Source organism: uncultured Kordia sp. (assembly GCF_947489565.1).
Classification (GTDB): domain Bacteria; phylum Bacteroidota; class Bacteroidia; order Flavobacteriales; family Flavobacteriaceae; genus Kordia.
This window is the reverse complement of the sequence record NZ_CANLEA010000022.1, coordinates 43,048-68,170: the sequence shown is the minus strand read 5'-3', so window position 1 is coordinate 68,170 and position 25,123 is coordinate 43,048. Positions and strand designations below refer to the sequence as shown.

24 protein-coding genes are annotated in these 25,123 nt (G+C 33.9%); 14 read left to right on the top strand and 10 right to left on the bottom strand.

All coding sequences use genetic code 11. The features are described from left to right. Nucleotides 1–46: 46 nt before the first annotated feature. On the bottom strand, nucleotides 47–793 hold the full coding sequence (locus Q0845_RS23365; protein WP_298518890.1) for a co-chaperone YbbN: 747 nt from the start codon (nucleotides 791–793) through the stop codon (nucleotides 47–49). A gap of 226 nt (nucleotides 794–1,019) precedes the next feature. Between Q0845_RS23365 and Q0845_RS23360 the strand changes: the two genes are divergently transcribed. The 4 genes from Q0845_RS23360 to Q0845_RS23345 all read left to right on the top strand — a co-directional run bounded on the left by Q0845_RS23360 (nucleotide 1,020) and on the right by Q0845_RS23345 (nucleotide 5,517). Further along, the gene (locus Q0845_RS23360; RefSeq protein ID WP_298518887.1) at nucleotides 1,020–2,522 is read left to right on the top strand and encodes a ferritin-like domain-containing protein; all 1,503 of its coding nucleotides are present in this window, start codon (nucleotides 1,020–1,022) and stop codon (nucleotides 2,520–2,522) included. 17 nt (nucleotides 2,523–2,539) lie between these two features. Then, entirely contained in the window at nucleotides 2,540–3,373 is an 834-nt protein-coding gene (locus tag Q0845_RS23355) for a hypothetical protein (protein WP_298518885.1), read from the top strand. Between the two features lie 393 nt (nucleotides 3,374–3,766). Further along, complete coding sequence (locus Q0845_RS23350; protein WP_298518882.1) at nucleotides 3,767–4,702, top strand: DUF692 domain-containing protein; 936 nt, start codon at nucleotides 3,767–3,769, stop codon at nucleotides 4,700–4,702. Beyond that, nucleotides 4,699–5,517, top strand: a complete 819-nt coding sequence (locus Q0845_RS23345; protein ID WP_298518879.1) for a DNA-binding domain-containing protein — start codon at nucleotides 4,699–4,701, stop codon at nucleotides 5,515–5,517. The genes Q0845_RS23350 and Q0845_RS23345 overlap by 4 nt, the downstream gene beginning before the upstream one ends. A gap of 1,099 nt (nucleotides 5,518–6,616) precedes the next feature. Here Q0845_RS23345 and Q0845_RS23340 read toward each other — a convergent pair. Both Q0845_RS23340 and Q0845_RS23335 read right to left on the bottom strand, forming a co-directional pair. After that, nucleotides 6,617–7,171 (bottom strand): hypothetical protein, encoded by a 555-nt coding sequence (locus Q0845_RS23340; protein WP_298518876.1) that lies wholly within the window; start codon nucleotides 7,169–7,171, stop codon nucleotides 6,617–6,619. After that, nucleotides 7,168–8,082, bottom strand: coding sequence for a hypothetical protein (locus Q0845_RS23335; RefSeq protein ID WP_298518872.1), 915 nt, complete (start codon nucleotides 8,080–8,082; stop codon nucleotides 7,168–7,170). The genes Q0845_RS23340 and Q0845_RS23335 overlap by 4 nt, the downstream gene beginning before the upstream one ends. A gap of 134 nt (nucleotides 8,083–8,216) precedes the next feature. Here Q0845_RS23335 and Q0845_RS23330 point away from each other — a divergent pair, with 134 nt between their 5' ends. Continuing rightward, nucleotides 8,217–9,146, top strand: coding sequence for a DUF4349 domain-containing protein (locus Q0845_RS23330; protein WP_298518869.1), 930 nt, complete (start codon nucleotides 8,217–8,219; stop codon nucleotides 9,144–9,146). A 240-nt stretch (nucleotides 9,147–9,386) separates the two neighbouring features. Next, nucleotides 9,387–9,986 carry a SprT-like domain-containing protein gene (locus Q0845_RS23325; protein ID WP_298518866.1) on the top strand — a complete coding sequence of 200 codons (600 nt, stop codon included), beginning with the start codon at nucleotides 9,387–9,389 and terminating at the stop codon, nucleotides 9,984–9,986. Nucleotides 9,987–10,457: 471 nt separating this feature from the next. Here Q0845_RS23325 and Q0845_RS23320 read toward each other — a convergent pair whose 3' ends face one another. Then, nucleotides 10,458–11,153, bottom strand: coding sequence for a hypothetical protein (locus Q0845_RS23320; protein ID WP_298518863.1), 696 nt, complete (start codon nucleotides 11,151–11,153; stop codon nucleotides 10,458–10,460). Nucleotides 11,154–11,336: 183 nt separating this feature from the next. Between Q0845_RS23320 and Q0845_RS23315 the strand changes: the two genes are divergently transcribed. From Q0845_RS23315 to Q0845_RS23300, 4 genes are all read left to right on the top strand, one after another. Further along, on the top strand, nucleotides 11,337–12,413 hold the full coding sequence (locus Q0845_RS23315; protein WP_298518860.1) for a mannose-1-phosphate guanylyltransferase: 1,077 nt from the start codon (nucleotides 11,337–11,339) through the stop codon (nucleotides 12,411–12,413). A gap of 5 nt (nucleotides 12,414–12,418) precedes the next feature. Next, complete coding sequence (locus tag Q0845_RS23310) at nucleotides 12,419–13,918, top strand: DUF389 domain-containing protein (protein WP_298518857.1); 1,500 nt, start codon at nucleotides 12,419–12,421, stop codon at nucleotides 13,916–13,918. A gap of 151 nt (nucleotides 13,919–14,069) precedes the next feature. Continuing rightward, a complete protein-coding gene (locus Q0845_RS23305; RefSeq protein WP_298518854.1) occupies nucleotides 14,070–14,681 on the top strand; it encodes a DUF3841 domain-containing protein in 612 nt (203 codons plus the stop codon). Nucleotides 14,682–14,754: 73 nt separating this feature from the next. Next, nucleotides 14,755–15,783 carry a hypothetical protein gene (locus tag Q0845_RS23300; protein ID WP_298518851.1) on the top strand — a complete coding sequence of 343 codons (1,029 nt, stop codon included), beginning with the start codon at nucleotides 14,755–14,757 and terminating at the stop codon, nucleotides 15,781–15,783. A gap of 38 nt (nucleotides 15,784–15,821) precedes the next feature. Here the strand turns inward: Q0845_RS23300 and Q0845_RS23295 are convergent, their stop codons facing one another. Beyond that, a complete protein-coding gene (locus tag Q0845_RS23295; protein WP_298518848.1) occupies nucleotides 15,822–16,592 on the bottom strand; it encodes an ABC transporter ATP-binding protein in 771 nt (256 codons plus the stop codon). Next, a complete protein-coding gene (locus tag Q0845_RS23290; protein WP_298518846.1) occupies nucleotides 16,592–17,329 on the bottom strand; it encodes an ABC transporter permease in 738 nt (245 codons plus the stop codon). The genes Q0845_RS23295 and Q0845_RS23290 overlap by 1 nt, the downstream gene beginning before the upstream one ends. A gap of 138 nt (nucleotides 17,330–17,467) precedes the next feature. On the opposite strand from Q0845_RS23290, the gene pafA reads away from it, so the two are divergent. Further along, complete coding sequence (gene pafA / locus Q0845_RS23285) at nucleotides 17,468–19,156, top strand: alkaline phosphatase PafA (RefSeq protein WP_298518843.1); 1,689 nt, start codon at nucleotides 17,468–17,470, stop codon at nucleotides 19,154–19,156. On the opposite strand, the gene Q0845_RS23280 is transcribed toward pafA, so the two are convergent. From Q0845_RS23280 to Q0845_RS23270, 3 genes are all read right to left on the bottom strand, one after another. Then, complete coding sequence (locus tag Q0845_RS23280; protein WP_298518840.1) at nucleotides 19,153–19,902, bottom strand: LytTR family DNA-binding domain-containing protein; 750 nt, start codon at nucleotides 19,900–19,902, stop codon at nucleotides 19,153–19,155. The two genes, pafA and Q0845_RS23280, sit on opposite strands and share 4 nt — an antisense overlap. 108 nt (nucleotides 19,903–20,010) lie before the next feature. Further along, nucleotides 20,011–20,889, bottom strand: a complete 879-nt coding sequence (locus tag Q0845_RS23275; protein WP_298518837.1) for a glycosyltransferase family 2 protein — start codon at nucleotides 20,887–20,889, stop codon at nucleotides 20,011–20,013. Between the two features lie 3 nt (nucleotides 20,890–20,892). Beyond that, the gene (locus Q0845_RS23270; protein ID WP_298518834.1) at nucleotides 20,893–21,420 is read right to left on the bottom strand and encodes a methyltransferase; all 528 of its coding nucleotides are present in this window, start codon (nucleotides 21,418–21,420) and stop codon (nucleotides 20,893–20,895) included. Between the two features lie 175 nt (nucleotides 21,421–21,595). Here Q0845_RS23270 and Q0845_RS23265 point away from each other — a divergent pair, with 175 nt between their 5' ends. The 3 genes from Q0845_RS23265 to Q0845_RS23255 all read left to right on the top strand — a co-directional run bounded on the left by Q0845_RS23265 (nucleotide 21,596) and on the right by Q0845_RS23255 (nucleotide 24,203). Next, a complete protein-coding gene (locus Q0845_RS23265; protein WP_298518831.1) occupies nucleotides 21,596–21,817 on the top strand; it encodes a hypothetical protein in 222 nt (73 codons plus the stop codon). Between the two features lie 144 nt (nucleotides 21,818–21,961). After that, nucleotides 21,962–23,461 (top strand): lipopolysaccharide biosynthesis protein, encoded by a 1,500-nt coding sequence (locus Q0845_RS23260; protein WP_298518828.1) that lies wholly within the window; start codon nucleotides 21,962–21,964, stop codon nucleotides 23,459–23,461. Between the two features lie 220 nt (nucleotides 23,462–23,681). Further along, on the top strand, nucleotides 23,682–24,203 hold the full coding sequence (locus tag Q0845_RS23255; RefSeq protein WP_298518825.1) for a glutathione peroxidase: 522 nt from the start codon (nucleotides 23,682–23,684) through the stop codon (nucleotides 24,201–24,203). A gap of 525 nt (nucleotides 24,204–24,728) precedes the next feature. On the opposite strand, the gene Q0845_RS23250 is transcribed toward Q0845_RS23255, so the two are convergent. After that, the gene (locus Q0845_RS23250; protein ID WP_298518822.1) at nucleotides 24,729–25,121 is read right to left on the bottom strand and encodes a hypothetical protein; all 393 of its coding nucleotides are present in this window, start codon (nucleotides 25,119–25,121) and stop codon (nucleotides 24,729–24,731) included. Between the last annotated feature and the right edge of the window lie 2 nt (nucleotides 25,122–25,123).

The following is a 25,123-nucleotide window of genomic DNA, read 5'->3' as shown; positions in this document are numbered from 1 at the left end:
AGGAAGCCAACTTAGCTTCCTTTTGTATTATTTGTATATGATAGAATTACATTTCATCAATAATTTTTTCAATTAATTCGGAGGTAGATGTATAGGCAAGTCCTTCACTTTTTGCAATATCAATTGCCTTTTTTGCAGTCTTCAATGCTTTGGCATAATTTCCTGTTTTATATAATAAAGCAGCATGTGTATCTACATTATAATAAGTTTTTTCTAGTTCAATAGAACGTTCTACTGCTTTGATGGATCTTAGTAAAACCTTTACATTATCTTGTGTTTTATAAGCATTCCAAGCTAGGGAATTTAGTTTAGAAGAATCATTCCAAATTGAATCAATGTTGGCTTGACTAAAATCACTGACATCAAAGTCACCCGAAGTATTATCTGTTTCAGTTGATTCAATTACTGTTTCTTCTTCTTCGTAGTTCATATATTTTTTAATCAAACCTTCCATGCGCACCTTACTCATAGCGCCTTCAATTTGTTCTAAGTTTGATTCATTTTTAATAAATAAATACGTTGGCATAGCGGAAATTCCTAAAGCGTCATCTACCTGACTTTTATCTACGTCAATTTTATAAAAATCAACACGATCTTTGTATTTAGCATCCAACTCTTTCATAATTGGGTCCATACGTTTACAAGGACCACACCAAGTTGCATAAAAATCTAGGACTATCAATCGGTCATTCTTTACCAATAGCTTTGATTCGGCTTCATCATCTGATAGCTCAGTTTGCGCAAAGGAGGGAATTGCAATACAAAGCATTAAGAGTAGCAATACTTTTTTCATACGTTAAAATTTGTTTTGTTTTTAAAAATAACACAAAAAAACCGTGCCAAAAAATTATCAATAGGTATTTTGTTAAAATTGATACCCGATTTAATATCAAACGGTTAAATATTATTTGAATTGTATCTAAATTAGTGTGGTAGGTATGAATTACGTAATTCTACGGTGCTTTTTTGAAAAAATAGCTATTAAATTTATACAGACCTTATATAAAACTAACTACATTATGAATGGACTACTCTTCCAGTTGCCAAAAACGGTAACCAAATCAAATCTCAAACAAGCAATGCAACAAGCTATTGAAATTGAGATTGCTACGATTCCTGTGTACTTATACACCTATTATTCAATCATTAGAGTTCCTGATCAGTCTGGTATAGAAGCACAAATTCTTACTGATATGAAGGCAACTCAAAAAGGAAAGAAAAACAAAAAAACAGATGCACAATTGCAAGAAGCTGCAACACAATTGGCATTAGATATTATGGTCTTTGCTAATAAAGCAGGAGCATTGATTATGAGTGTTGCTGTAGAAGAAATGTTACATATGTCATTATCTTCAAATATTAAAAATGCATTAAAACCTCCGTATGGAGGCATTCCAGAGTTGGTCGGAAAAACACCTAAAGTTTGGCCTGCATATTTACCAGGACATATTCCAGGATTTCCAATTAATAGAGGGAAATTAAATAAAGAACAGTTGCATGCCTTCCTATTAATTGAAAGTCCATTGCCATTTACAGGCGGAGAAGAAAAAGGAAATGCCATTGAATACACTACGATTGGACAGTATTATGATATGATTATAAAGTGTGTAAGCGATGATTTGAAAGACTCTGATTTTGATGGTGATGCGCCGCAATTAGTGCCTGGAAAAGGATATTATGCACAAAATAATATCGATACCGTATATTATGATAAAGATCATAAAGCGCAATTCCCAAATGATGAACATAGTGGCGGATTGATTCATGTAAAAGGTAAAAAGTCTGCAATCCATGCCATGCATGAAATCATTGAACAAGGAGAAGGTGCAAGTTTTGAAATCAGTATTGACGGTAAAAAAGATAAGATAGTGGGCGATCATTTAACACCTACAGGAGAAGTTGTTTGTCCATTGTTTCCTTTGGGAAGTGGAATGACAAATCCTTTAGATTATGATGATCATGGCGCTGAACATGAATTATCGCATTTTGATAAATTCTTAGAAGTGTATTGCACGATTGAACGAAAAAATCATGAATTAAATACCTTCTTAAACACAAAGAATTTCGACTTTACAAAATACTTTGTAAGAGACCTTCCAACGAATCCAAGTACTTCCAATTATCCAAAAGCGATTCAAGATGTTTCCAATCTTACAAATGCCATTTACACATACATATTTGTCATGGCAGAAGCATGTTACAAAACAGCAGGTCATAAACAATATGAAATCTTTATGTTTGGAATCCACAAATCTATGATTTGGTTATTAGACAATTTATGTGGAACAATGGCTAAATTAAGTTATACGGATAGTCATGGTGAGAAACAAGCAGTTGCGGCTACTTTAGAAGACTATGATTTTGCTCCTTCATCGAGTCCAAAATCCCAAATTATCGACTTAGCAGGAATTGCAATGGCGTCAAGTTCTATTGTGTCTCAAGGCTTGTTAGATAGAATTAAAGACTTGCCAGATGTACCATTAGAAGCATATTTAGTGGAAAACAATAAAGGGATTTTGTAATTAAAAAAATTAGAAAGATGAAAGATTTTAAATATAGCGCATTAAATAGTTGCGGAGCAAATAGTTGTAGCAAATCAAGTACAAATGGACCTAATAATTGCGGAAGCAGTGGTAGTAGTGGATCTAACGGTTGTGGAAGTAGTGGAAGCAGTAGTAGCGGTTCAAACGGATGCGGAAGTAGTGGAAGTAGCGGATCTAATGGTTGTGGAAGCAGTGGCGGATCTTCTAACGGATGTGGAGGCTCAAGTACACCATCAAAACAAAAAGACATTGCAGTACCTTTAGAATTACATGCATGCATGGGATTAAACGCTTGTAAAGGTCATGACCGTTTTGGTACCAATGACTGTGCAGGGTCGGGATATTGTGCGACACAAGTACACAGTTGTCATACTTTAAACAATTGTCGTGGACAAGGTGGTTGCGGATTATACGGAGATACAGAAGAACAATGCCGTCCAGGAGCCAATGATTGTGCTTGGCAAGGAAGCTGTGGAACACCAATTCCAGCAGAACGTTTCATCACGCAAGGAGAAAACAAAGGGAGAAGCGTATGGCAATTGGCACGTAAACTTTTTGAAGATCGTATGGATAAATCACGTAGAACAGTACAAGATGCACCTTTTAAATATGGACCGCCAATAAAATGGTTACGCGCCAACGGAAGAGGAGAATCTTGCGGAAGCAGTGGAGATAAATACTGTTCTTTCGGATTGAACAATCCAGAAAAAAGTGCCAACGAATTTTGCTTAGAAAGCAGCAAAGAAATCGACAATACACTTGGAAATTGTGGTTGTGATGATGATAAAAAGAAGAAGAAAACTTCAAAGAAGAAAGCTTCTAAGAAATAATATTAGGTAACTTATCAAAACGTCAGATCGAGTGACGAATCTATGATTCATTGTATCGAGATCTGCTTAGAAACAATATGTTTTCAAAGTACTTCTCGATACAATTTTCTTTCTTTTTCGACTGCACTCAATGAGAAAGAAAATCACTCGAAGTGACGTTTGAAGATAAAAACAATACATTCGTATAAATTCTAATTTAAAATAGTCAAACAAAGAGAATTCGTGGCACTTCGGCAAACTCAGTGCAAAACAAAGAAACGAATTAACAAAAAGGGAAATGGACAAGAAACGAATTAACACTTCGACAAGTTCAGAGTTAGGAAATAACAAAAAAACAAATCAACAAAAGACGAATTAACAAAAAGACAGCAAACAGCCAGAAGCTACATATCAATGAAACAAAAAGTACAAGAACTTCCCGATTTAGGCTTAGGATTAGGCTTGCGAGGAGAACATTTCAATCATATACTAGAATACAAACCTGCGGTAGATTGGTTTGAAATCATCTCGGAAAACTTTATGGATTCTGGCGGAAGACCACGGTATGTGTTGGATCAAATTGCCGAACAGTATCCTATTGTAATGCACGGTGTTTCTATGTCGATTGGAAGTACAGATCCGTTGAATTATGACTATCTCAAGCGATTAAAAAAACTGGCCGATGAAATCAATCCGAAATGGATTAGCGATCATTTGTGTTGGACAGGTGTGCTGAGTCTGAATTCACACGATTTGTTGCCTGTAGTCCTAAATGAAGAAAGTTTGCAACTCATCACCACCAAAATAAAGCAAGTGCAAGACTATCTAGAACGACCGCTCATTCTAGAAAATCCAAGTACGTATTTAACGTTTCAGCAATCAACCATTCCCGAATGGCAATTTTTAAAGTCTATGGTCGAAGAAACCAATTGTGGATTGTTGCTAGATGTAAACAATGTGTATGTGTCTTCGTTCAATAATGAATTTGATCCGATAGAATATATAGAAGGTTTGCCGCATGAAAATATTGTGCAAATGCATTTGGCGGGACACCAACATAACGGCGATCATATTATTGATACACACGACAGTCCTGTAGTTGATCCTGTATGGGAATTATTCAGTTTAGCTTGGGAACGCACCGGCGGAACATCAACTTTGTTAGAATGGGACGGAAATATTCCTGAATTTGATATCTGTCATGCAGAATTACTCAAAGCAAAAAACTATATGGATGGTTTCAAAAAACAATGTATAGCATCTGAAACAATGCAACAAGACATTCAAACAGTATCAAATCCGATTGATTTTATGGTGTCTAACGTGGCAAAAGATTTTGTAGATTCATGAAAATAAGCAAAGACGCATCGCGAAAAGCAGCAGAAAAAAGTTTTTCAGAAATTCAACAATGGATGCAACATCAATTATTACATCCACAATTTGCTGGCGATTATGAAGCATTTGTAAAATCGACTTCCAAACTTTCTGCCAAAGAACATATGCGTATTTATCAACGTAGTTATATAGCGCGCTTACGCGATTGTATGGTAGCACAATTTCCAGCCTTAAGTCATGCGTTAGGAAGACAATTATTTTTGCAATTCGCAGATTTGTATTTGCTAGAATATCCTTCCAAAAGTTATACTTTAGGCGATTTGGGACAACATTTTGGTGCTTTTTTAGAAGAAACACGTCCTGACAAAGATGCTGAGGTAAAAGAATCGTGGCCAGATTTTATGATTGAACTGGCAAATTTTGAATTTTTAGTCAACATTAGTTTTGATGAAAAAGCAGATGAAAATTACCAAAAAGCAACAGCAGAAACAAAAGAAGAAGCTTTGCAATTGGTTCCGGTATTTCATCTATTAAAACACAATTTTCCTATCAGCGAATATTATAAAGAAGCTGTAAACGATCGCAATCCGGAATTGCCATTCGCACAAGAAAGCTATTGCGTCTTATTGCGTCGCGATTATAGATTGGGACTTTTTGAAATCTATCCAATACAATATCATTTCTTGGCAAAACTCAAAGAAACACAATCTATTGCACAAGCAAAACAATTCCTAATTAATCAATTTAAAGTTGTTGGAGACGAACTAGAAAACCACTGGCAACAATGGAAAACAAAGTGGCTGGAAGAAGGTTTTTTTGTGAAGCGATAAGATGTGAAAACAAAATGTCAGATCGAGTGGCAAATCTGTGATTCGTTGTATAGATATCTACTTCAAAACGATTACTTTTCAGAGTACTTCTTGGTACAAATTTGTTCCACAAATTCACTCGAAGTGACGTTTGAAGAATCTAACAGTCTAAGAAGTCTAAAAGCGAAGCAGTCTAATATCCAAAAGCGATTGAGTAGAAACACAATCAATTTAAAGTTGATGTTAACGAGCTAGAAAACCATTGGCAGCAATGGAAAACAAAGTGGCTAGAAGAAGGTTTTTTTGTGAAGCGATAAGATGTGAAAACAAAATGTCAGGTCGAGTGGCGAATCTGTGATTCGTTGTATCGAGATCTACTTCAAAACGATTACTTTTCAGAGCACTTCTCGATACAAATTTGTTCCACAAATTCACTCGAAGTGACGTTTCAAAAATCTAACAATCCAAGAAGTCTAAGCAAGTCTAAAAGCGAAGCAGTCTAATATCCAAAAGCGATTGAGTAGAAACACAATCAATTTAAAGTTGATGCTGACGAATTAGAAAACCACTGGCAACAATGGAAAACAAAGTGGCTAGAAGAAGGTTTTTTTGTGAAGCGATAAGATACGAAAACAAAACGTCAGATCGAGTGGCAAATCTGTGATTCGTTGTATAGATATCTACTTCAAAACGATTACTTTTCAAAGGACTTCTCGATACAAATTTGTTCCACAAATTCACTCGAAGTGACGTTTGAAGAATCTAACCGTCTAAGAAGTCTAAAAGCGAAGCAGTCTATATCCAAAAGCGATTGAGTAGAAACACAATCAATTTAAAGTTGATGCGGACGAATTACAAGACCACTGGCAACAATGGAAAACAAAGTGGCTGGAAGAAGGTTTTTTTGTGAAGCGATAAGATGTGAAAACAAAGCGTCAGATCGAGTGGCGAATCTGTGATTCGTTGTATCGAGATCTACTTCAAAATGATTACTTTTTTTCAGAGTACTTCTCGATACAAATTTGTTCCACAAATTCACTCGAAGTGACGTTTGAAGAATCTAACAGTCTAAGAAGTCTAAGAGCGAAGCAAATCTAAGCAAGTCTAAAAACAAAGCGATCTAAAATTTCTCAAACGTAAACGAAGTATTCGCTTTCACAGTTCCATCAATCACAATCGCAGTACGTTTTATCACTACAAGCACACTATCTTTTTGTTTATGTGTTGAATTGATAAAAGCAGTATATCTCACCTTTTGAGTAGAAACACTATCGTTTCGCGATTCCATAGTTCCAGAAAATTCAACATCTTCAATTTTTATGGTTTGAATAGAATCTGACAATGCTTCTGTAAACTTACTAGAATTAGCCAATTGTTCTTTGATAGCATCTGCAAATTCAGGATGTTTAGCGGCTAAAAGTTGCGCTTCGTAATTGGCTTGTAATTTTGTGAAAATTTCTGAATTCAAGTTCTCTAAAGTGGCATCAGAAGTTTTAAAATCTAAATCTTTTCTTTTTGAATCATCTGACCAACCATCACTATTAGTAAAATTATCCCCTTCTATTTTTAACTCTTCCGTTGGAGCTGGAGCAGCTTCATTGTCAGATTTAGGTGAAAATTGATTGCATGAAACACACCATAAGAAACCAACTATGTACAAAATCTTTCGCATCATTGAATCATAAATTTAAGTTTCACAATCTTTTCATTGGCAAACACTTTATCTAGAATCTGCATCTTTTTCAAGGTACTTGTCGGAATCGTCAATAAGTTGATAAACTCCTTTTTGGTATACATTTCAATACCGACATTGTTCTTAAATACACGATAAATTTGTGCATTCTCAGCAATTAACTCATTCAATTGTGCACGCCGTTTTTGCCAATCGTCTTTATTACCATTTGCATAATACAATAACATTAACGCGTAATCATCGGTTTGCAATTGCACAGTTTTATGTGTGCTCGAATTTAGATGTCTAACAATCGTATCTGTTTTGTGATATGGCGATTTTACCACAAACTTTAATTCCTTTTCGGGAGTTGAATATGAAAAACATCCCAAACTATCTGTTTTAAAATATAACGAAGATTCATTCTCTCGAATCACTTCTATGTCTAAAGGAATTTTAGTAATCGCTTCCCGCTGATCGGCATCTGTAAAACAAAACGTAAAGGTATTTTCGGTTGGATATAAACTATACACGCCAAAAGCAAGCAATGGAACTAATAATAACAACCAAATCAATTTCGGAAAGCTTCTGCGAACGTTTTCAGATTCAATTTCAACTTCAGCTTCAATTTCATTGTGTTGTACAAAATCATTCCAATTTTCAAAACCAACATACATACTCAATAAATTCAGCATGTCAATACGCGGTAACTTTTCAGCATCATTCTTTATATACGTATAAAACCATTTTTCACTAATACTGCCTTTAGTTTTGCTGCGTAAATCTTCTTGAAAATCTGTAATTGTACTTCCTTTCCATGCACGAATATCCTTTGAAGCGGCATGCGAAGCTAAAAATGTAGCTGCAATTTGCTGTTTTAGGCGTGAAAAGTGATATGTTTTTTCTGTACTCAATTAAAATGTAAAAATCAGACAATCAGTTGTTTGTATTTTGTAAAATAATTTACAAAGCCGTTACAAGTTGTTTACAAAGCTTCTTGCAGAAACTCCGATAGGTTTGTACTCGTAATCCTTAAAAATATAAAATTATGAATGCAATCACACGAAAACACACGGTAAAATCAACACTATTTATTTTTATGTTCTTGATTTTTATGTCATGTAACAACTATAGTCCAGATGCGTTTAGCGAAGAATTGAAACTTGAAAATGTAGATCTCAGGAATGATTATGATGCAGTAGATGATAATGAGCCAAGCGTAGAAAATACGAAAGTAGCTTTTAAAGACAGTGATAGTAAAGGTTGGATGAATACGCAAAGCAATCAAAACTTAGCTACTAACATTCCAGATAATTTAAAAATCATCAAAGTAGCAAGTACGCGTTACAAAGTAAAAGATATTGGAAAAGCATTAGTAGACATTAAGCAAATGATGTACTTACATGGTGGTTATATTTCAGAGTTACGCTATGATAATAATTACAACGAGAAGAAAAATAGATTCACCATAAAAATTCCAAAAGAAAACTTTGACATTGTTTTAGATGGGATTCAAAAATTTGCAGAAGAAACCGATTATATAAACATTTCAACGACAGATGTGACTGAAAAATACTTAGATGCGCAAACCCGTTTACAAACAAAACTAGAAGTCAAAGAGCGTTTGGAAGCTGTGTTGCGTAAAAATGCAAAAACGGTAAAAGATATTTTGGCAACAGAAAATGAATTACGTGTCATTCAAGAAGAAATAGAATCAGCACAAGGAAAGTTGAAATACATGAGTAATAGAGTTGCGTATAGTACTATTCAAGTAGAAATTTATGAAACAATTGAGTACAAAGAACAACCTGTAGCGTATAAAAAAGGATTTGGAGCTAAGGCGAAAGAAGGTTTGTTGTCAGGTTGGAATTTTATTCAAAACATACTTATCGGAATCTTATCTATATGGCCAATAATATTACTTGTAATTATTGGATGGATCTTTTTCAGAAGATGGAAAAAAGCAAGCGCAAAGTAAGAACGCTTGTAGTATAAAGCATTATAAAAATTACTATTGTCACTTCGAGCGCAGTCGAGAAGCATTTGATTCCTCATGCTTGTATAGAATCTCACGACTGTGCTCAATTTGATATGAGAAGAAACCTCAATAATGATCCATTGAAGATAAAATAATTACCATTCTGATTCCCTAAATTGTCAGTTTATGAATGCGTTATGCTTGTTTGTTTTCAAAACAAATGTGTACTTTTGTTGAACCGTGAAAGAAATACTAGCCAAATATATTCCTGAACGCGCTGTTGACCCTACTTTTGAACTCATAAAGACGCATCAGGTACATTTAAAAATCGTAAACCAACGTGTCACACGACATGGCGATTACCGCAGAATGCCTGACGGGAGACATATGATTACCGTAAATGCAGGCGAAAATAAATACCGTTTTTTTGTGACTTTGATTCATGAAATAGCGCATTTAGTCGCCTACGAAAAACATGGACGTTTTATCAAGCCACATGGAATAGAGTGGAAGCGAACATTTCAGCAATTAATGTTGCCATTTATCAATCCACAAATATTTCCTACAAAGATTTTACCAGTCGTCGCCAATCATTTTAGAAACCCGAAAGCAAGTAGTGATACAGATGCAAAATTTGCCTTAGCATTAAAACAATTCGATCCGGAAAATGATAAGAATTATGTGTTTGAAATTCCGCATGGAAGCACATTCCGACTGCATAATGGGAAAATCTTTAAGCGTGGAAACAAGCGCGTCAAACGCTACGAATGTGTAGAAGTTTCTACAGGTCGCATGTATCTTTTTAATCCGAATGCTGAGGTTGAGTTGTTGCGGAGTTAGTGATTACTATCCGCTTTTATGCGTTGTTTTTTTCGCTGCTGGATCAATTTTAAAGATTTAGAGACTAGCCAAAAACAGGTTAGCACAATAGAATAGTAGAAAAAAACAGCAATTGAATAAAACTTAAAAAGTCGAATCAAAAATAGTGTAACAAAGACAAAAGCAATAAAAGCAATTATTTTTATAAGTATAGATTTGTTTCCATATTGTGAAAAAACGGTACCTTCTGATAGTGTTAAAACAGTTATGAAAGGCACATAAAATAAGAAGAAAAGGGAAGCCGTAATCATGAGTCCTATTCCATCAAAAACTCCAATCATAATAATTTTTTAGCATTGAAAATAATACGTATAAAAGTACGGAAAAAAGAGGGTAATAACGAACGTTTGTCATATTATTATCTTATCCAAAGATACTTTCCAATCTGTAATTAAAAGCGGATCAATGATTCGTTTGTTCTTAGCAATTACATCACGAATACGTAAACAATATTTTATCCAATTCACTTTTCTGTCCATCATAAATTTTAAAAAAATCTATAGGTGAATTCGCAACTAGTTTTACAGGTTCTTCGTGGTCATGAATCAAACGAAATACATTGCCTTTTTTATTGACGGCTACATAATTTCCATCTTCCATATCTAAAATGGTATAAAATAACTGATCATCAAGTTCAATTTCAAAAGAATCTGCTAATTCCAAAAGATTACGTTGTTCCGGAGTTAAAGGCTTAAGAATTTTTTCTACAATTGCTTGGTCAGGGTTTTCCCGAGGCAAATGTTCTAACTCAATATTTTCCTTTAAAATCTGTGTCAAATCATAAATTTTATGAAAATATTCAGGAGTGTCAACCTCAATTTTTGTCAAAGCATCTGATTGATAGTATAGTTTAATTGGTTGGTAACGCTGTTCTTTTTTATGAAATACAGAAATTCCAGTAAGATTAAAACAAGTTTTATGATTTCTATTGATGATTTTAAAATCTTCAGAATTATATTTAGTTGCAATGTAAATGCTCTTGGGATTTTGCATAAAACTTATTCCAAATATTTCAGAAAGACCAATTACTGTTTTTAATTCAGGCATTTCAGACGCTAATAATTCTGCGACTTGTAATCTAAATTGTTCAATATGTCTCTTTTTAGTTTTTTGATAGAAGATGCTCATTTTATATTTCCAACTATAGTTATTGTTAAAGCTATAATAATCTTACTCAAAATCAAAATATAGGACAATCACGTTGATTCAACGTTATAAAGCCGTTAATAATCTACAGTTTTGTTACTTTTTTCAGCAATCTGTATTATATTGCTTTCGTAATCGAAAACCTACCAACGAATAATGACGACAATGAACAAGAATTATTATGCAATTCTCATGGCTGGCGGCGTAGGATCGCGTTTTTGGCCTGTAAGTACTTCGAGTTTTCCTAAGCAGTTTCACGACATGTTAGGAACAGGAGAAACGCTTATTCAAAAAACATTTCATAGACTCTCAAAGTTAATTCCAAAAGAAAATATCTACATTCTTACGAATGAAAAATACAACGATCTGGTGTTAGAACAATTGCCAGATGCGACACAAAAGCAAGTGGTTTTAGAACCTGCCATGCGAAACACAGCACCGTGTATTTTATATGCTTCGCTTAAAATTCAAAAAGAAAATCCAAATGCAGTTATGGTGGTTGCACCAAGCGATCATTGGATTGAAGATGAAACTGCTTTTATAAATAATTTACAAGCATCTTTTGATAAATGTACGCAAGAAAATGTATTGATGACCTTGGGAATTCAACCAACATTTGCCAATACAGGTTATGGATATATCAACTTTGAAAAAAGCGAAAATGCCATTAAGAAAGTTCATAAATTCACGGAAAAGCCTAATTATGATACTGCAAAACAATTTTTGGAAAGCGGAAATTATCTGTGGAATGCAGGAATTTTTATTTGGAGTGTACAAACCATTGTAACATCTTTCCAAAAATTTCAACCAACACTGTACAAACTATTTGAACAAGGCATTTCTGTGTACAATACAGATTTTGAAGATGATTTTATTCGTGACAATTATGGCAACGCTGAAAACATCTCGATTGACTATGCCATTATGGAACACGCAACACAAGTATACGTATTGCCAGCTACATTTGACTGGAACGATTTAGGAACTTGGGGAAGTTTGTATGACAAGTTAGACAAAGAGGAAAACCATAACGCAGTTGTAAATGCAAAACCTATATTGCAAGATGCGAGCGGGAACATGATACGTACGACCAACAAAAAAGTCGTGGTAATTGATGGATTAAATGATTATATTGTCGTTGATAAAGAAGATGTTTTGTTGATTTATCCAAAAGAAAAAGAGCAAGACATCAAGAAAGTTTTACAAAAAGTTAAAGACACCTTTGGTGAAAATTACGGATAATACACATGAGTACAGAAGGAGAAAATAAATTTAATTTTACAGAAGACGAATCTAAAGAAACCACAAATGGTGCGCCGACACCAGTTTTAGACGATCCTAAAGGTATATGGGAAGGTGTTAAAAGCTTTATGCATAATCTTTTGGATATTCGTGACGATGTTGACAAAGATCAAACGATTGAAGATGTAAAAAAGGATATTCCGTTTAGAGGAGCCACCACGTGGATTTTAATTTGTTCCATTTTTATAGCATCGGTTGGATTGAATGCCAATTCAACCGCGGTAGTGATTGGAGCCATGTTAATTTCTCCACTTATGGGACCAATTTTAGGAATGGGAATGTCCATTGCGATTAATGATATTGATACTTTACGTAAATCGTTGATCAACTTTGGAGTCATGGTGGTGATCAGTATTTTGACTGCTTTCTTATTTTTTGAATTTTTCCCGTTACAAGAAGACTCTCCAGAATTGTTAGCAAGAACCAAACCCGATATCCGTGATGTATTGATTGCATTCTTCGGAGGTTTAGCATTGATTATTGCTCGAACAAAAAAAGGAACGATTGCTTCGGTAATTTTTGGTGTGGCAATTGCAACAGCCTTAATGCCACCTTTGTGTACGGTTGGTTTTGGTCTAGCAAAAGGCGGAAGCGTAGGTATGGGATATGCTGGAGGCGCCATGTATTTATTCATTATCAATACAATATTTATAGCTTTGGCGACCTTTTTAGTACTGAAAATACTGCGTTTCCCAATGTTAAAATATGCCAACTCTGCGAAAAGAAAACGTATTGCAAGATTGGCATCTGTAGTCGCATTAGCTGTAATGGTTCCTGCAGTTTGGATGTTTTGGAAAGTGTTGCAAGAAACTAATATTAGAAGAGATTATGATTTATTTGTTAAAAAAATTGTCGCAAATGATAAGGTTTGGTTGCATAAAGAAGGAAAAGATGGTTTGGATTTAGAGAAAAAACAAATAAACCTATATTTTAACGGTGAAATCTCAGAAATTTTAAAGACAGAATACACCAAAAATTTAGAATCATACTCGTATATCAAAGATTTTGACTTAGCTATTGAAGCTAGTAATACTAAGAGCGTCGATAAGATTTCTGATGCTTTAGATAGAGCTTATAAAGATATAGATCAAAAAGATATTATAATCAAAGGTTTAGAAGATCAAATAGTAAATTTAAAATCGCAAGTTTCTAATTTAAATACACAACTAGAATCAAAAGCTTCTCTAGAAAATCAAAACTATGTAGCCTTTAGTTCGGTTGCAAAAGATGCAAAGATTAAATATGGAGATTTACGCCAGTTTGGATTTGCTAGAATGTTAAGTTCACAAGATTTTAGTACTGTAGACACCATTCCAGTGGCTGCTGTAAAATGGAGAACTGAATTAACAGATAGTGTCCAAACGGTTCGTGAAGCTGAATTAAAAGTATGGTTACGCCAGAAACTAGCACTTGATACCTTGATTGTAGAGCGTATTAGAGAGTAAAAAGTATTGAAAATAATAACTCATTAAAAAGCGGACTTACCTAAGTTCGCTTTTCTTTTTGAGAACAAGAACCATCTTACATACACTTCAAGAGAAAGTTTTTTATGTATACTATCAATAATGACTTAGTTGTCTTATTAAATATTCCTTTATGAAAGTTAGATTATGGACAATTCAAAATGAGCAAGGTTGGAATGAACTCCAAACAAAAGGCATATATACAGGGAAAAAGGAATTCATAACTCCAGAATTTATTCTAGGATACGATTGGTTGCGTGCTCAAATGGAACAACGAATAGGAAAGTCTAAAAACCCTGAGCAATATCCAGTATGGGCTTGGTATCAATCCATAGATGATAAAAGAAAAAAACCAGATTTGCGTACTTCTGGACACTTGCCTTCGGGAGAAGTTGGATACCGAATTGAATTTGAAAAAGATGAGAAAGAAATACTATTGTCTGACTTCGTATTATGGCATTGGTCATTATGTTATCATGATTATATAGCTGATTCCGAAGAAGAAGCTATCAGCTTTGATGAAGAAAAAGAACGTAAAAATATTCGTGGTTTCCTCAGTGGTCATCTTGAAGAGTTATCTTCATCATTTCAAACAAAAATCAAGAAAAGTTGGGAGAAGATTTTTGATATGAATTTTGATCTAGAATATTATACGGATTCTTATCACGAAAAGAAAATTCAAGCGACATTTTGGGAACTCAAAAAGCAAGAAATTATCAAAGTAGATAAGTTCATTGCTAGATAACTAAAAGTGATCAGTTGTAACATTTTGCTATAATACACCACAAATACTATAAGAAACCGTAAACATTACCACTATGTTCAAAACTTCACTCACATCACTTGTCCTTGTTATTTTACTATGTATATCTTGTAAATCTAAACTCAATCCCGATCCAAATATAGAAGGCGCTTGGATACAAGTCTATTATCAGTTTTTAGAGGATGGAGATGATAAAACCGCTTTTAAAGACCCTTCTGGTAGTAAATTCTTTTTTAATTTTAAAGACAATACAGTTCATGTCAAAAAAATTGCAATCAATGCTCAGGGAAGAGCGATGGATACCATTGTCAATTTTACGTTGAAGAATGGTAAACTTACATATGGAGACGATGCTTCAAGTACAGTAGAAGTAAAAGTTACAAAAGACAACCTTGTCATGACATCGAATTATAATCAACCTATTCATACAGTATTCAGAAGATTACCAACCAATTCAAAAAAAGTACACTGGAATCCTAAAGGAAAAGAATATGTCACTTTTCAAGAGCAAGAAAAAATATACCATGATTATGTAAATGACACAGTAATGTACTCTCATTCAAAAGGTGTTGGATTGTTGATGAAACCGTATTGGGAGATTCAACATATTAATAATTATACTTTTTTAGTGTTTGAATCTGATCTTTATAGTGATGAAGAACCTGGTATTCATTATGCATTGGTAGATTCATTAGCAGGAAATAAAGTATACGTAACTGATTATATGGCTGGTAATAAGCCATACACTTTTGAAGAGCAAGAAATAGCACACGAAAAACCAATATCACTGTTTGGAACTTGGAAACTTGTTAAAAAAGAAAGTATACCTAGAGTAGATACCTTGAGTAGCGTTTCACTTCCATTAAACAGTTTACGTATTTCCCAAGATTCTATCTTAATAGATCAACGACTATTTAAATATTCAACTCAATGGAAGTATTATGAAAATGAAAAAACCATTGTATTACCTAAAAAAGAAAAAGTACTAAGCATTGTCAAACTATCAAAGGATAGTCTAGTATTAGACATGGATCTTTCTAATGACGAATTTACAAATAGAAAATTTACTTTCGTACGCGAATAAAATCAAAATGCATAATTGCTACTCATAACGAGTGGTAATTATTCTTTCAGTTCTTTTAAATATACTTCTCTTACTTTTTTGAATAAATCTGAAGAGTATACAAAGTCTGTCACCGATTCATTATCTGTCTTAAAGATTTCCTTATTCGTGCCTTCCCAAGCTTTGATACCGTTTTTTAAGAAGACAATCTTTTCGCCAATTTCCATTACAGAGTTCATATCATGTGTATTGATCACAGTTGTAATGTTATATTCGTCGGTGATTTCTTGAATCAGATTATCAATGACAATGGCGGTTTTCGGATCCAATCCAGAATTTGGTTCATCACAAAATAAATACTTCGGATTCATCACAATAGCGCGCGCAATAGCTACACGTTTTTGCATTCCTCCAGAAGTTTCTGCTGGAAATTTATGATGCGCATCTATCAATTTTACACGCTTCAATACAATATCTACACGATCTTGCATTTCACTCACTGCTTGATTTGTAAACATTCGTAATGGAAACATTACGTTTTCAGAAACGGTCATAGAATCAAACAAAGCACTTCCCTGAAAAACCATGCCCATTTCGGTACGCAGTTCTCGTTGTTCTTTGCTAGATAAACTTTTATAATCTTTCCCATCAAACAAAATAGCACCTTCTTCGGGTATGTGAAGACCTAATAAAGACTTTAAAAAAACGGTCTTCCCAGAACCACTTTGACCAATGATTAAGTTGGTTTTTCCCTTATCGAATGTGGTCGAAATTCCTTTTAAAATTTCAACGCCATCAAAAGATTTCTTTATGTTTTTTACTTCGATCATTAAGTCAGTAATAATTGTGTGATGAGGTAATTTATCAAAATAATAACAACACTCGTCCAAACGAACGATGTTGTACTTGCTTTTCCAACTTCCAATGCACCACCTTTCATATAGTATCCGTAAAAAGAAGGAATTGTGGCGAGCACAAAAGAAAATAGAAAGGTTTTAATAAAAGCATAGGTTACATGGAATGGAATAAATTCGATCTGTAATCCTTGAATAAAATCAGCGCTTGTTGAAAAACCTCCGTAAATAGAAGCTAACCAACCTCCAAAAACTCCTAAAAACATAGCGATGGTAATTACAAAAGGATACAAAGCCAATGCTACAATCTTAGGAAATACCAAGTAATTCAAAGAATTTACACCCATGACTTCCAAAGCGTCAATTTGCTCCGTTACACGCATGGTTCCAATACTCGAAGTAATGAACGAACCTACTTTTCCAGCCATAATAATAGAAATAAACGTCGGTGCGAATTCTAAAATTACAGATTGGCGTGTGGCAAAACCAACAAGGTATTTTGGGATTAAAGGATTGTTGATGTTTAAGGCAGTTTGTATGGCAACTACACCACCCACAAAAAAGGAAATAAAACATACAATTCCCATGGAACCGATGATTAAATCGTCAATTTCTTTAAAGATAAGATTTCTTAGCATGGACCATTTGGTCATTTTACTAAATACGCTTTTTAACATCAAAAAATAGCGTCCTATATTTTCTAGGTAAATCATGGGCTAAAAATACATTATTCGTAGAAGCTAATAAAATAATTAACGATTTAATGATTAGTTAAAATGTTATTTGCAGTAAAACAATTACTTTTGGCACAGTATAATTTCCCGAACTTAAAATAAATGATAAGATCCGTTATGAAAAATAGTATCTTACTTAGCATATTGTCTTTATTTTTTATTCAGTGTATTTCTGTAAAACAAAAAGTAAAAACAGCGTCTAAAACAGCAACGAATACAAATGCACAAGCTGCAGAATCTACGAAACCGAAATTGGTAGTAGGTATTGTAGTCGATCAAATGCGTTATGATTATTTAACGCGTTTTGAAAGCAAATACGGGAATGGCGGTTTTATGCGAATGATTAATGAAGGATATAACTGTAAAAACAATCATTACAATTATATTCCAACCTATACAGGTCCAGGACATGCATCTGTATATACGGGAACAACTCCAGAAAATCACGGAATTATTGCCAACGATTGGTATGATAAATTCATAAAGAAAGAAGTATACTGTGCGTCAGATGATCGCCAATCTTCAGTTGGAGTAGAAGGACAATGGGCAGGAAAAATGTCGCCACACAGAATGCAAACTACAACGGTTACCGATCAATTGCGTTTAGATACACAACAACGAGGAAAAGTAATCGGAATTGCCATTAAAGATCGAGGTGCTATTTTACCAGCAGGTCACGCAGCCAATGGAGCGTACTGGTTTTATGGAAAAGATAAAGGAAGCTGGATTACAAGTACATACTACAGAAATGAATTGCCAACTTGGGTCAAGGAATTCAATGCAGCCGATGAAGCTGAAAAATACTTGACAACTTGGAATACTTTATATGACATTAATACCTACACAGAAAGTGATATTGATTTAAGTGCTTACGAAAGTAGTTTTAAAGGCAAACCCAATCCAACCTTTCCGTATGATTTAAAAGCATTGCAAGCAGAAAATGGAGGCTTTGATGTGTTGAAAGCGACTGCGTACGGAAATAGTTTGACAACTGATTTTGCGATTGCAGCGATAAAAGGTGAAAACTTAGGAAAAGATGTTGATACAGATTTCTTAGCAGTAAGCTATTCCAGTACAGATTATGTTGGACATAGATTTGGAGTAAATTCTAAAGAAATTCAAGATACTTATTTACGATTGGATCAAGATATTGAGCGTTTGTTTGCAGTTCTTGATGCTGAAGTTGGAAAAGGAAATTATACAATTTTCTTAACAGCAGATCACGCTGCGGTACATGTTCCATCGTTTTTACAAGAAATGAAAATACCTGCTGGATATTTTGATCATGGAGCACTAGAGAAGCACTTGAAAAGTTTTCTAAATACCATGTATGGAAGCGAAAAATTAATCGAGAATGTTTCTAGCGGACAAGTATTTTTGAACTATGCAGAAATTAAGCGTTTACAACTTTCTGCAACGGCGATTGAAAATGCGTTGCAACGCGAATTATTAAGCTACGATAAAATATCAAAAGTATATACGCGAACGGCATTTCTTAATAGTGAATTCACGCACGGAATTGCTGCTGCTTTGCAACGTGGATTTAACCAAAAACGTTCAGGAGATGTTTGTTATGTGCTTGATATTGCTACCATTTCATACTCACGTACAGGTTCTACACATGGTTCAGGATTCAACTATGATACGCATGTTCCGTTATTATTCTATGGAAATGGAGTACAACAAGGAGAAACATTACAACGTACAAAAATTACCGATGTAGCGCCAACTATTTCAGCATTGTTAGAGATTTCACTCCCAAATGCTGCTACAGGAAATCCGATAGAAAGTGCTTTAAAACACTAAAGTGTTTTGCTGTTGTAAAGCTTTAAAAGATCAATTACTTTTTTACGATTTCTAGAGGAAGTCGCGATTTCTTTATTGTCAATCATAATCATGATTCCGTCGTGCGTAACTTTTTTTACATTTTGCAAATTGACTAAATACGATCGATGTACTCGGAAAAAATCACTGTGTTCTAACATATTTTCTATAGACTTTAAGTTTCTAGAAAATAATAACTGTTGGTTGTTTCTTAAATGAATAGTGGTATAACTTCCGGCTGCTTCACAATACAAAATGTTTGAAATCCGAATCGTAGTATATTCGCTTTTTTCATAAATTGTGATGGACGTGTGTTTGTTTTCTATTTGCAATTTAAACGCTTCATACTTTCGTCGATCAAAAGCAGAACGTTTTAGTTCATACATGTCCAACACTTTTTTAAGTTGTTCTTCCTGTATCGGTTTGTTTAAATAGTAAAAAGCAAAGTAGTCCATCGCTTTCTCTTTATAATCTACAAAACCAGTGGTGAAAATGACCTCAAATGTCATTTCGTTTTGTAATTGATCTAGAACTTCAAATCCGCTACCAGTGTTTAATTGAATGTCCAGAAATACAAGTTCGGGTTCTTTTTTCTTAATCAATGTTACTGCGTCATGAACATCGGAAGCCCAACCAAGAATTTTTATGTTTTTGTGATTTCGGTTTAAAATAGACGTCAAATATTCCATAGAAGACTTTTCATCTTCGACGATTATTGCTTTGATCATTTATGTATATTTTTCTGAATAGGGGATTCTTGAAAGGTAATATTGACTAAAATACGTTTAATTTCTGAAAAAATGCAAATTTTTATTAAAAATACGAAGTTGTACCTGCTATTTTTCTGACTGTCTGATGCCTAAAAAACTGGTTGCTTTTTGTGCTATTTGCGCACGTCTGTAGCTTCGAATGAAACGCGCTTGCGTTGGAGTTACCATTTTTTGAATCTTTGCCTTTTTAGCCGTAAAAAAGCCTTTCATATAATCTAAAAAAACATTGAGACTTTTCTTTTTGAGAGCAATTTTCAAGGAAGCAATGAAAGAAATCCAAAAACCATAACCCAGTTTGTAAAAGACAGCTCCATGATTGCGATGAACTTTCTGTTTATACGTCTTTCCTGTGGGTTTTAAATGTTTTATATGCAAAGATTGATCAACATATACCTTCCATCCATGAAAACGCGCTAAAAGTACATCTGCGGTGTCCCAACCTAATGATTTTTGTAAACCACCAATTTGTTCAAAACAGGTTTTTCGATAGGCTTTAAATGGACCGCGGACATGATTTTTATCTGCAACAGATTCATAAACCCAGTTGCCATTATGTTCAATATAGGCTAAACCGCCTGCGACACCAATTTTTGGATTATTTGTAAAGTGATTGCAAATCGTTTCAAAATAGTTGACAGGTAAAATAACATCTGCATCCAACTTTACAATGATATCAAAATTGTCATCTAAAGTTTCAAAACCTTTATAAAAAGCTTCTACCACTTTGCTGCCTGGAAGATGTTCATTGCTTGCATGTGTATTTACTTTTGAGATGAATGCATGTTGTTTTATAAATTCATCCACAATAGTTTCAGTAGCATCCGTAGAATTATCATTGACAACCACTACTTTTTTGGGAAGTAAAGTTTGTTGCACAACAGAAGCAAGCGTCATTTCAATAAAATCGGCTTCATTATGTGCAGGAATAACAATGTAATAATTCATAAACTATGCTTTGCGTTCGGCATACACAGCGTAATAGCGTGGAATTAAATGACGAAGAAGCGGTCGTGGTGCAATTGGCGGACGCGAAGGATTGGTCCATTTTCGTGTCTTTTTAATTTCCCAACCAGATTTCTCCAAAAGCCAATCAAACTGCCAGTCTTCAAACTCGTGGTAATGTCTGTCCCAAGGATCAGTTTTACTTCTGTAAGCAGTTGCAAACCACAAGCGCAACGGAACGGTTACCACCAATTTTTTAGCTTTAATTTCTTTCAAAACATTAAAAGGAGCCACCAAATGTTCGAAAATTTCAAACGCAGTCACTACATCAGCATCACTGTTTTGTACAGATGAAAAATCTTCATCCAAATCTTCTCCCTTTGTGTTCTCTACCACATATCCTTCCTTACTCATAATTTCAGAAAAAGGATTTTCTACTCCTAAATCTAAAACCTTTGAACCTTCAGGAATGACTTCTTGTAAGAACTCAAGGGTATATTTATAGCGTTTATGCGGATAGAATTTATTATACATATTTAAAGTCTTGGTAAATACAAATATATGTAAAAGAGTTTATGAGTTTGCGAGTTTGGGAGTGTATTTTTTGGATTTTTGGAGTGTTTCTTAAATCTAGAATCACTTTATAATTCTTATTGGGTAATGTTTTCCTGATTTTGATCCTATAATATATAAATCAAAACTCAAAGAAATGAAAAAACAAAAATTAAAAAGCTTAACACTAGAGAAAAGAATAATTTCTAAAATCACAAACATAGCGGGTGGTGCTCGATTTCATACCTATACGTGTAATTCCAATTCAGTATTAATGTGTCCAATTGATGCTGACACGAGTGATCCTTTAGATCCAATTCCAGACGAGCCAACATTATTTGTAGCCTCTGTGTGCTTTTGTTATACAGAAACATGCTAACAAAATAAAGATCATGATAGAAAAAGCGAACTTCGGTTCGTTTTTTTAATTTAATGCTCCATCGGTGAAATCTTTAATCTTTCCAACATTTAATTCAACAATACAGACAATTATGTACATTTGTGATACAAAGCAGTTCTACGATTGGAAAAACACCAAAAAGAAGTATCGTCGCAAACACTTAAATTTAGTATCATCAACTATGTTGGTGCGGCTATTGGAATTGTGTCTACGCTTTTTATTTACCCAAATGACAAAGAGTTTTTAGGCATCATTCGTTATATCTTTGATGGCGCGCAAATTCTTATGGCATTTTTTGTGTTCGGAACTTCACAATCTTTGGTGAATTATTTTCCTCGATTTAAAGAATCAGCTGAAAAGCGGAATATTTTCTTTTCAACGACATTGCTCATTGTCATTATGAATAGTGCATTGTTTTCAGTGATATTCTTATTGTTGGCAAGTTCATTATCGAGTTTGCTTCCAGATTTTCATGCCTTCGATTATATTCAATATTCTGTCATTGTAGGTTTTGCTTTCGCGATTATGGATGTCTGCAAACGGCAAGCATCTAACTATAAAAAAATTGCAATTCCGACAGTATTAGAGCGATTTTCAATTAAACTGTTCTTTCCAGCCATATTTCTACTATATTTAGGAAATATCATTACGGTAGAAACGGGCAAAATTATCTATGTGCTTTGTTTTGTTGTGATTATGATCATTGCTTTGTGGTATGCGAAAAAAGTAGCGAATATTCGATTTAATTTTTCAGCTAAAAAAGTATTTAATCGTTCGTTTAGAAGCGAATATACAAAGTACAGTCTGTTTGCTTTTTTCAGCATTTTGGGTTCGCTCTTGGCATTTAAGATTGACGGAATTATGGTGCCAAATTTAATTGAAGGTGCTAATGCTATGACAGCCAATGGAACGTACAGTATCGGCGTAGTTTTGGCAGCAACATTGGCAATTCCTGCGATTGGTTTATATACCATTTACAGTCCTATCATCACCGAATATATTGCTAAAGATGATATAGCTTCCTTAGGAAAAAAGTATCAAGAAGTTTCTAAATTGCTCTTTGCGATTGGTGGCTTTTTATTAGGATGCATCTTTTTAGGTGTGGACGATTTGTTTTCCATTTTACCTACTCGTGAAAACTTGATCGATACCATTCCTGTCATTCTAATTCTAAGTTTTAATGTGGTTATTGACATGACAACTTCGTTCAATTCACACATTTTGTTGTATTCGAAATACTATCGTTTCAATATGGTAGCCATTGCCATTTTGGTAGTGTTGAATATTTCATTGAATATATACTTCATCAAATATCTCAACATGGGCATAGAAGGTGCTGCGTATGCTACGTTGATTTCCATGACCTTGTACAATACTATCAAATTAATCTTTATCTATTCAAAATATAAAATCCAACCTTTTACCCAAGACCATATTTGGATGTTCATTTCTTTTGGGGGAACGGTAAGTTTGTTATATTTTATTCCGACAACAACGTATACAATTTTAGATATTATTATTAAAGTCGGAACGTTTATGTTGGTGAATGGAATTGTGATTTACAAACTTCGAATGATTCCGGCGATTAATGATTGGATTTCAGCCAAAATAGGGAAGAAGTAGGTTGTTCATGCGATATAGAATAGTTTCTTAGGTAATTTTTTGCATAAAATAAAAGACTAGACGTAACCTTTTTCGTCATCAAAGTAGTTCTTCAGTATTAATTTTAAAAATAGTTCAATGATTGTAGTACAGAGAAATGGAAGAAAAGTAGACTTTCTATTTCTCAATACGAATTCTAAAAGACACATAAAATCCGTATTTTTGTATGAAAAGAAAGGCTATGAAAACAATTGATAAACCTAAATTAAGTACTCCTGCAGAAACTGAAAGAAAATCGATGTACGATATTGAAATCAATGATCTTCAAGGAAATCCAATGTCGCTTTCAGCATTTAAAGGAAAGAAAATATTGTTTGTCAATGTAGCTTCTAAATGCGGATTTACTAAACAATATAAAGAACTGCAAGCGTTGAGTGATAGGTATAAAGATAATCTGGTGATTATTGGTTCGCCGTGCAATCAATTTGGAAAACAAGAACCTGGAGATGCAAGTCAAATTCAAGAATTTTGCGCAATCAATTTTGGTGTGACTTTTCCACTTACGGAGAAATTAGATGTCAAAGGTAAAAACCAACATCCGCTATATACTTGGTTAACATCTAAAAATCTGAATGGGAAAAAGCGTTCGAGTGTCAAATGGAATTTTCAAAAGTATTTGGTCGATGAATATGGACAACTTATTAATTATTACTATTCATTTACAAAACCGATGAGTTCGAAGATTACGAAACATTTGATTTGATTCGGTTTATGTGAGTTGTGAAGTAATTAGACTATAAACGTCTGATCGAGTGGATTTGTGTAACAAATTTGTATCGAGATCTGCTGTAAAGTAGTTTTGGGATTTATACTTTCAAAGTACTTCTCGATACTATTTTTGTGTATTTCGGCAAGCTCAATGTCAAAAAAATCACTCGAAGTGACGTGTTGTGTTATGAGATAATTTTAAATTGAATATTCAGTATTCAAAACTATAAACGTCTGATCGAGTGGATTTGTGCAACAAATTTGTGTCAAGATCTGCTGTGAAACACTTTAGGATTTATACTTTCAAAGTACTTCTCGATACTATTTTTTTGTATTTCGGCAAGCTCAATGTCAAAAAATCACTCGAAGTGACGTGTTGTGTTTCGTTGAGAAGTAATTCAGTATTCAAAACTATAAGCGTCTGATCGAGTGGATTTGTGCAACAAATTTGTATCGAGATCTGTTGTGAAAGACTTTAGGATTTACATCAAACACAGTCGCAACTCGTAAAATTTAGAGGTTATTTAACTTTTTTGATAGTACTGATATAAACAGTGTCGCCATCATAATCAATAAATCTTGATTCTTGTACGTAAGAATCGCCGTTTACACTGATAATCTTTACCATTAAATCATACATAGGCGTATCTTTTGGTCTTGATTTTAAAAAAGCTTCATTGCCTTCTAAAAACTTAAGTCGATAGCTGCAATCATCAATCCACGTAATTCTTAACTTGATTTCCTTTCCGCTGAATTGTTCTGTTTGAATAGAGTCATTTCGTTGAATGGTAGCTTTTACAATACCATTTTCGGTATTTATAAATTCTCCTGTTTTAAACTCTTCACACTTGTTTTGCGCATACGAAAATGTGCATGCAACTAGTAGAAAGCAAAAAGTAAGTACGTTTTTCATAT

Bases quoted from the DNA above. Each gene is read 5' to 3' on its own strand.
- Q0845_RS23250 (WP_298518822.1), bottom strand. From the start codon at position 25,121: ATGAAAAACGTACTTACTTTTTGCTTTCTACTAGTTGCATGCACATTT.
- Q0845_RS23355 (WP_298518885.1), top strand. From the start codon at position 2,540: ATGAAAGATTTTAAATATAGCGCATTAAATAGTTGCGGAGCAAATAGT.
- Q0845_RS23350 (WP_298518882.1), top strand. From the start codon at position 3,767: ATGAAACAAAAAGTACAAGAACTTCCCGATTTAGGCTTAGGATTAGGC.
- Q0845_RS23315 (WP_298518860.1), top strand. From the start codon at position 11,337: ATGAACAAGAATTATTATGCAATTCTCATGGCTGGCGGCGTAGGATCG.
- Q0845_RS23320 (WP_298518863.1), bottom strand. From the start codon at position 11,153: ATGAGCATCTTCTATCAAAAAACTAAAAAGAGACATATTGAACAATTT.
- Q0845_RS23300 (WP_298518851.1), top strand. From the start codon at position 14,755: ATGTTCAAAACTTCACTCACATCACTTGTCCTTGTTATTTTACTATGT.
- Q0845_RS23340 (WP_298518876.1), bottom strand. From the start codon at position 7,171: ATGATGCGAAAGATTTTGTACATAGTTGGTTTCTTATGGTGTGTTTCA.
- Q0845_RS23290 (WP_298518846.1), bottom strand. From the start codon at position 17,329: ATGATTTACCTAGAAAATATAGGACGCTATTTTTTGATGTTAAAAAGC.
- Q0845_RS23345 (WP_298518879.1), top strand. From the start codon at position 4,699: ATGAAAATAAGCAAAGACGCATCGCGAAAAGCAGCAGAAAAAAGTTTT.
- Q0845_RS23360 (WP_298518887.1), top strand. From the start codon at position 1,020: ATGAATGGACTACTCTTCCAGTTGCCAAAAACGGTAACCAAATCAAAT.
- Q0845_RS23275 (WP_298518837.1), bottom strand. From the start codon at position 20,889: ATGAATTATTACATTGTTATTCCTGCACATAATGAAGCCGATTTTATT.
- Q0845_RS23265 (WP_298518831.1), top strand. From the start codon at position 21,596: ATGAAAAAACAAAAATTAAAAAGCTTAACACTAGAGAAAAGAATAATT.
- Q0845_RS23365 (WP_298518890.1), bottom strand. From the start codon at position 793: ATGAAAAAAGTATTGCTACTCTTAATGCTTTGTATTGCAATTCCCTCC.
- pafA (WP_298518843.1), top strand. From the start codon at position 17,468: ATGAAAAATAGTATCTTACTTAGCATATTGTCTTTATTTTTTATTCAG.
- Q0845_RS23305 (WP_298518854.1), top strand. From the start codon at position 14,070: ATGAAAGTTAGATTATGGACAATTCAAAATGAGCAAGGTTGGAATGAA.
- Q0845_RS23255 (WP_298518825.1), top strand. From the start codon at position 23,682: ATGAAAACAATTGATAAACCTAAATTAAGTACTCCTGCAGAAACTGAA.
- Q0845_RS23295 (WP_298518848.1), bottom strand. From the start codon at position 16,592: ATGATCGAAGTAAAAAACATAAAGAAATCTTTTGATGGCGTTGAAATT.
- Q0845_RS23280 (WP_298518840.1), bottom strand. From the start codon at position 19,902: ATGATCAAAGCAATAATCGTCGAAGATGAAAAGTCTTCTATGGAATAT.
- Q0845_RS23310 (WP_298518857.1), top strand. From the start codon at position 12,419: ATGAGTACAGAAGGAGAAAATAAATTTAATTTTACAGAAGACGAATCT.
- Q0845_RS23330 (WP_298518869.1), top strand. From the start codon at position 8,217: ATGAATGCAATCACACGAAAACACACGGTAAAATCAACACTATTTATT.
- Q0845_RS23270 (WP_298518834.1), bottom strand. From the start codon at position 21,420: ATGTATAATAAATTCTATCCGCATAAACGCTATAAATATACCCTTGAG.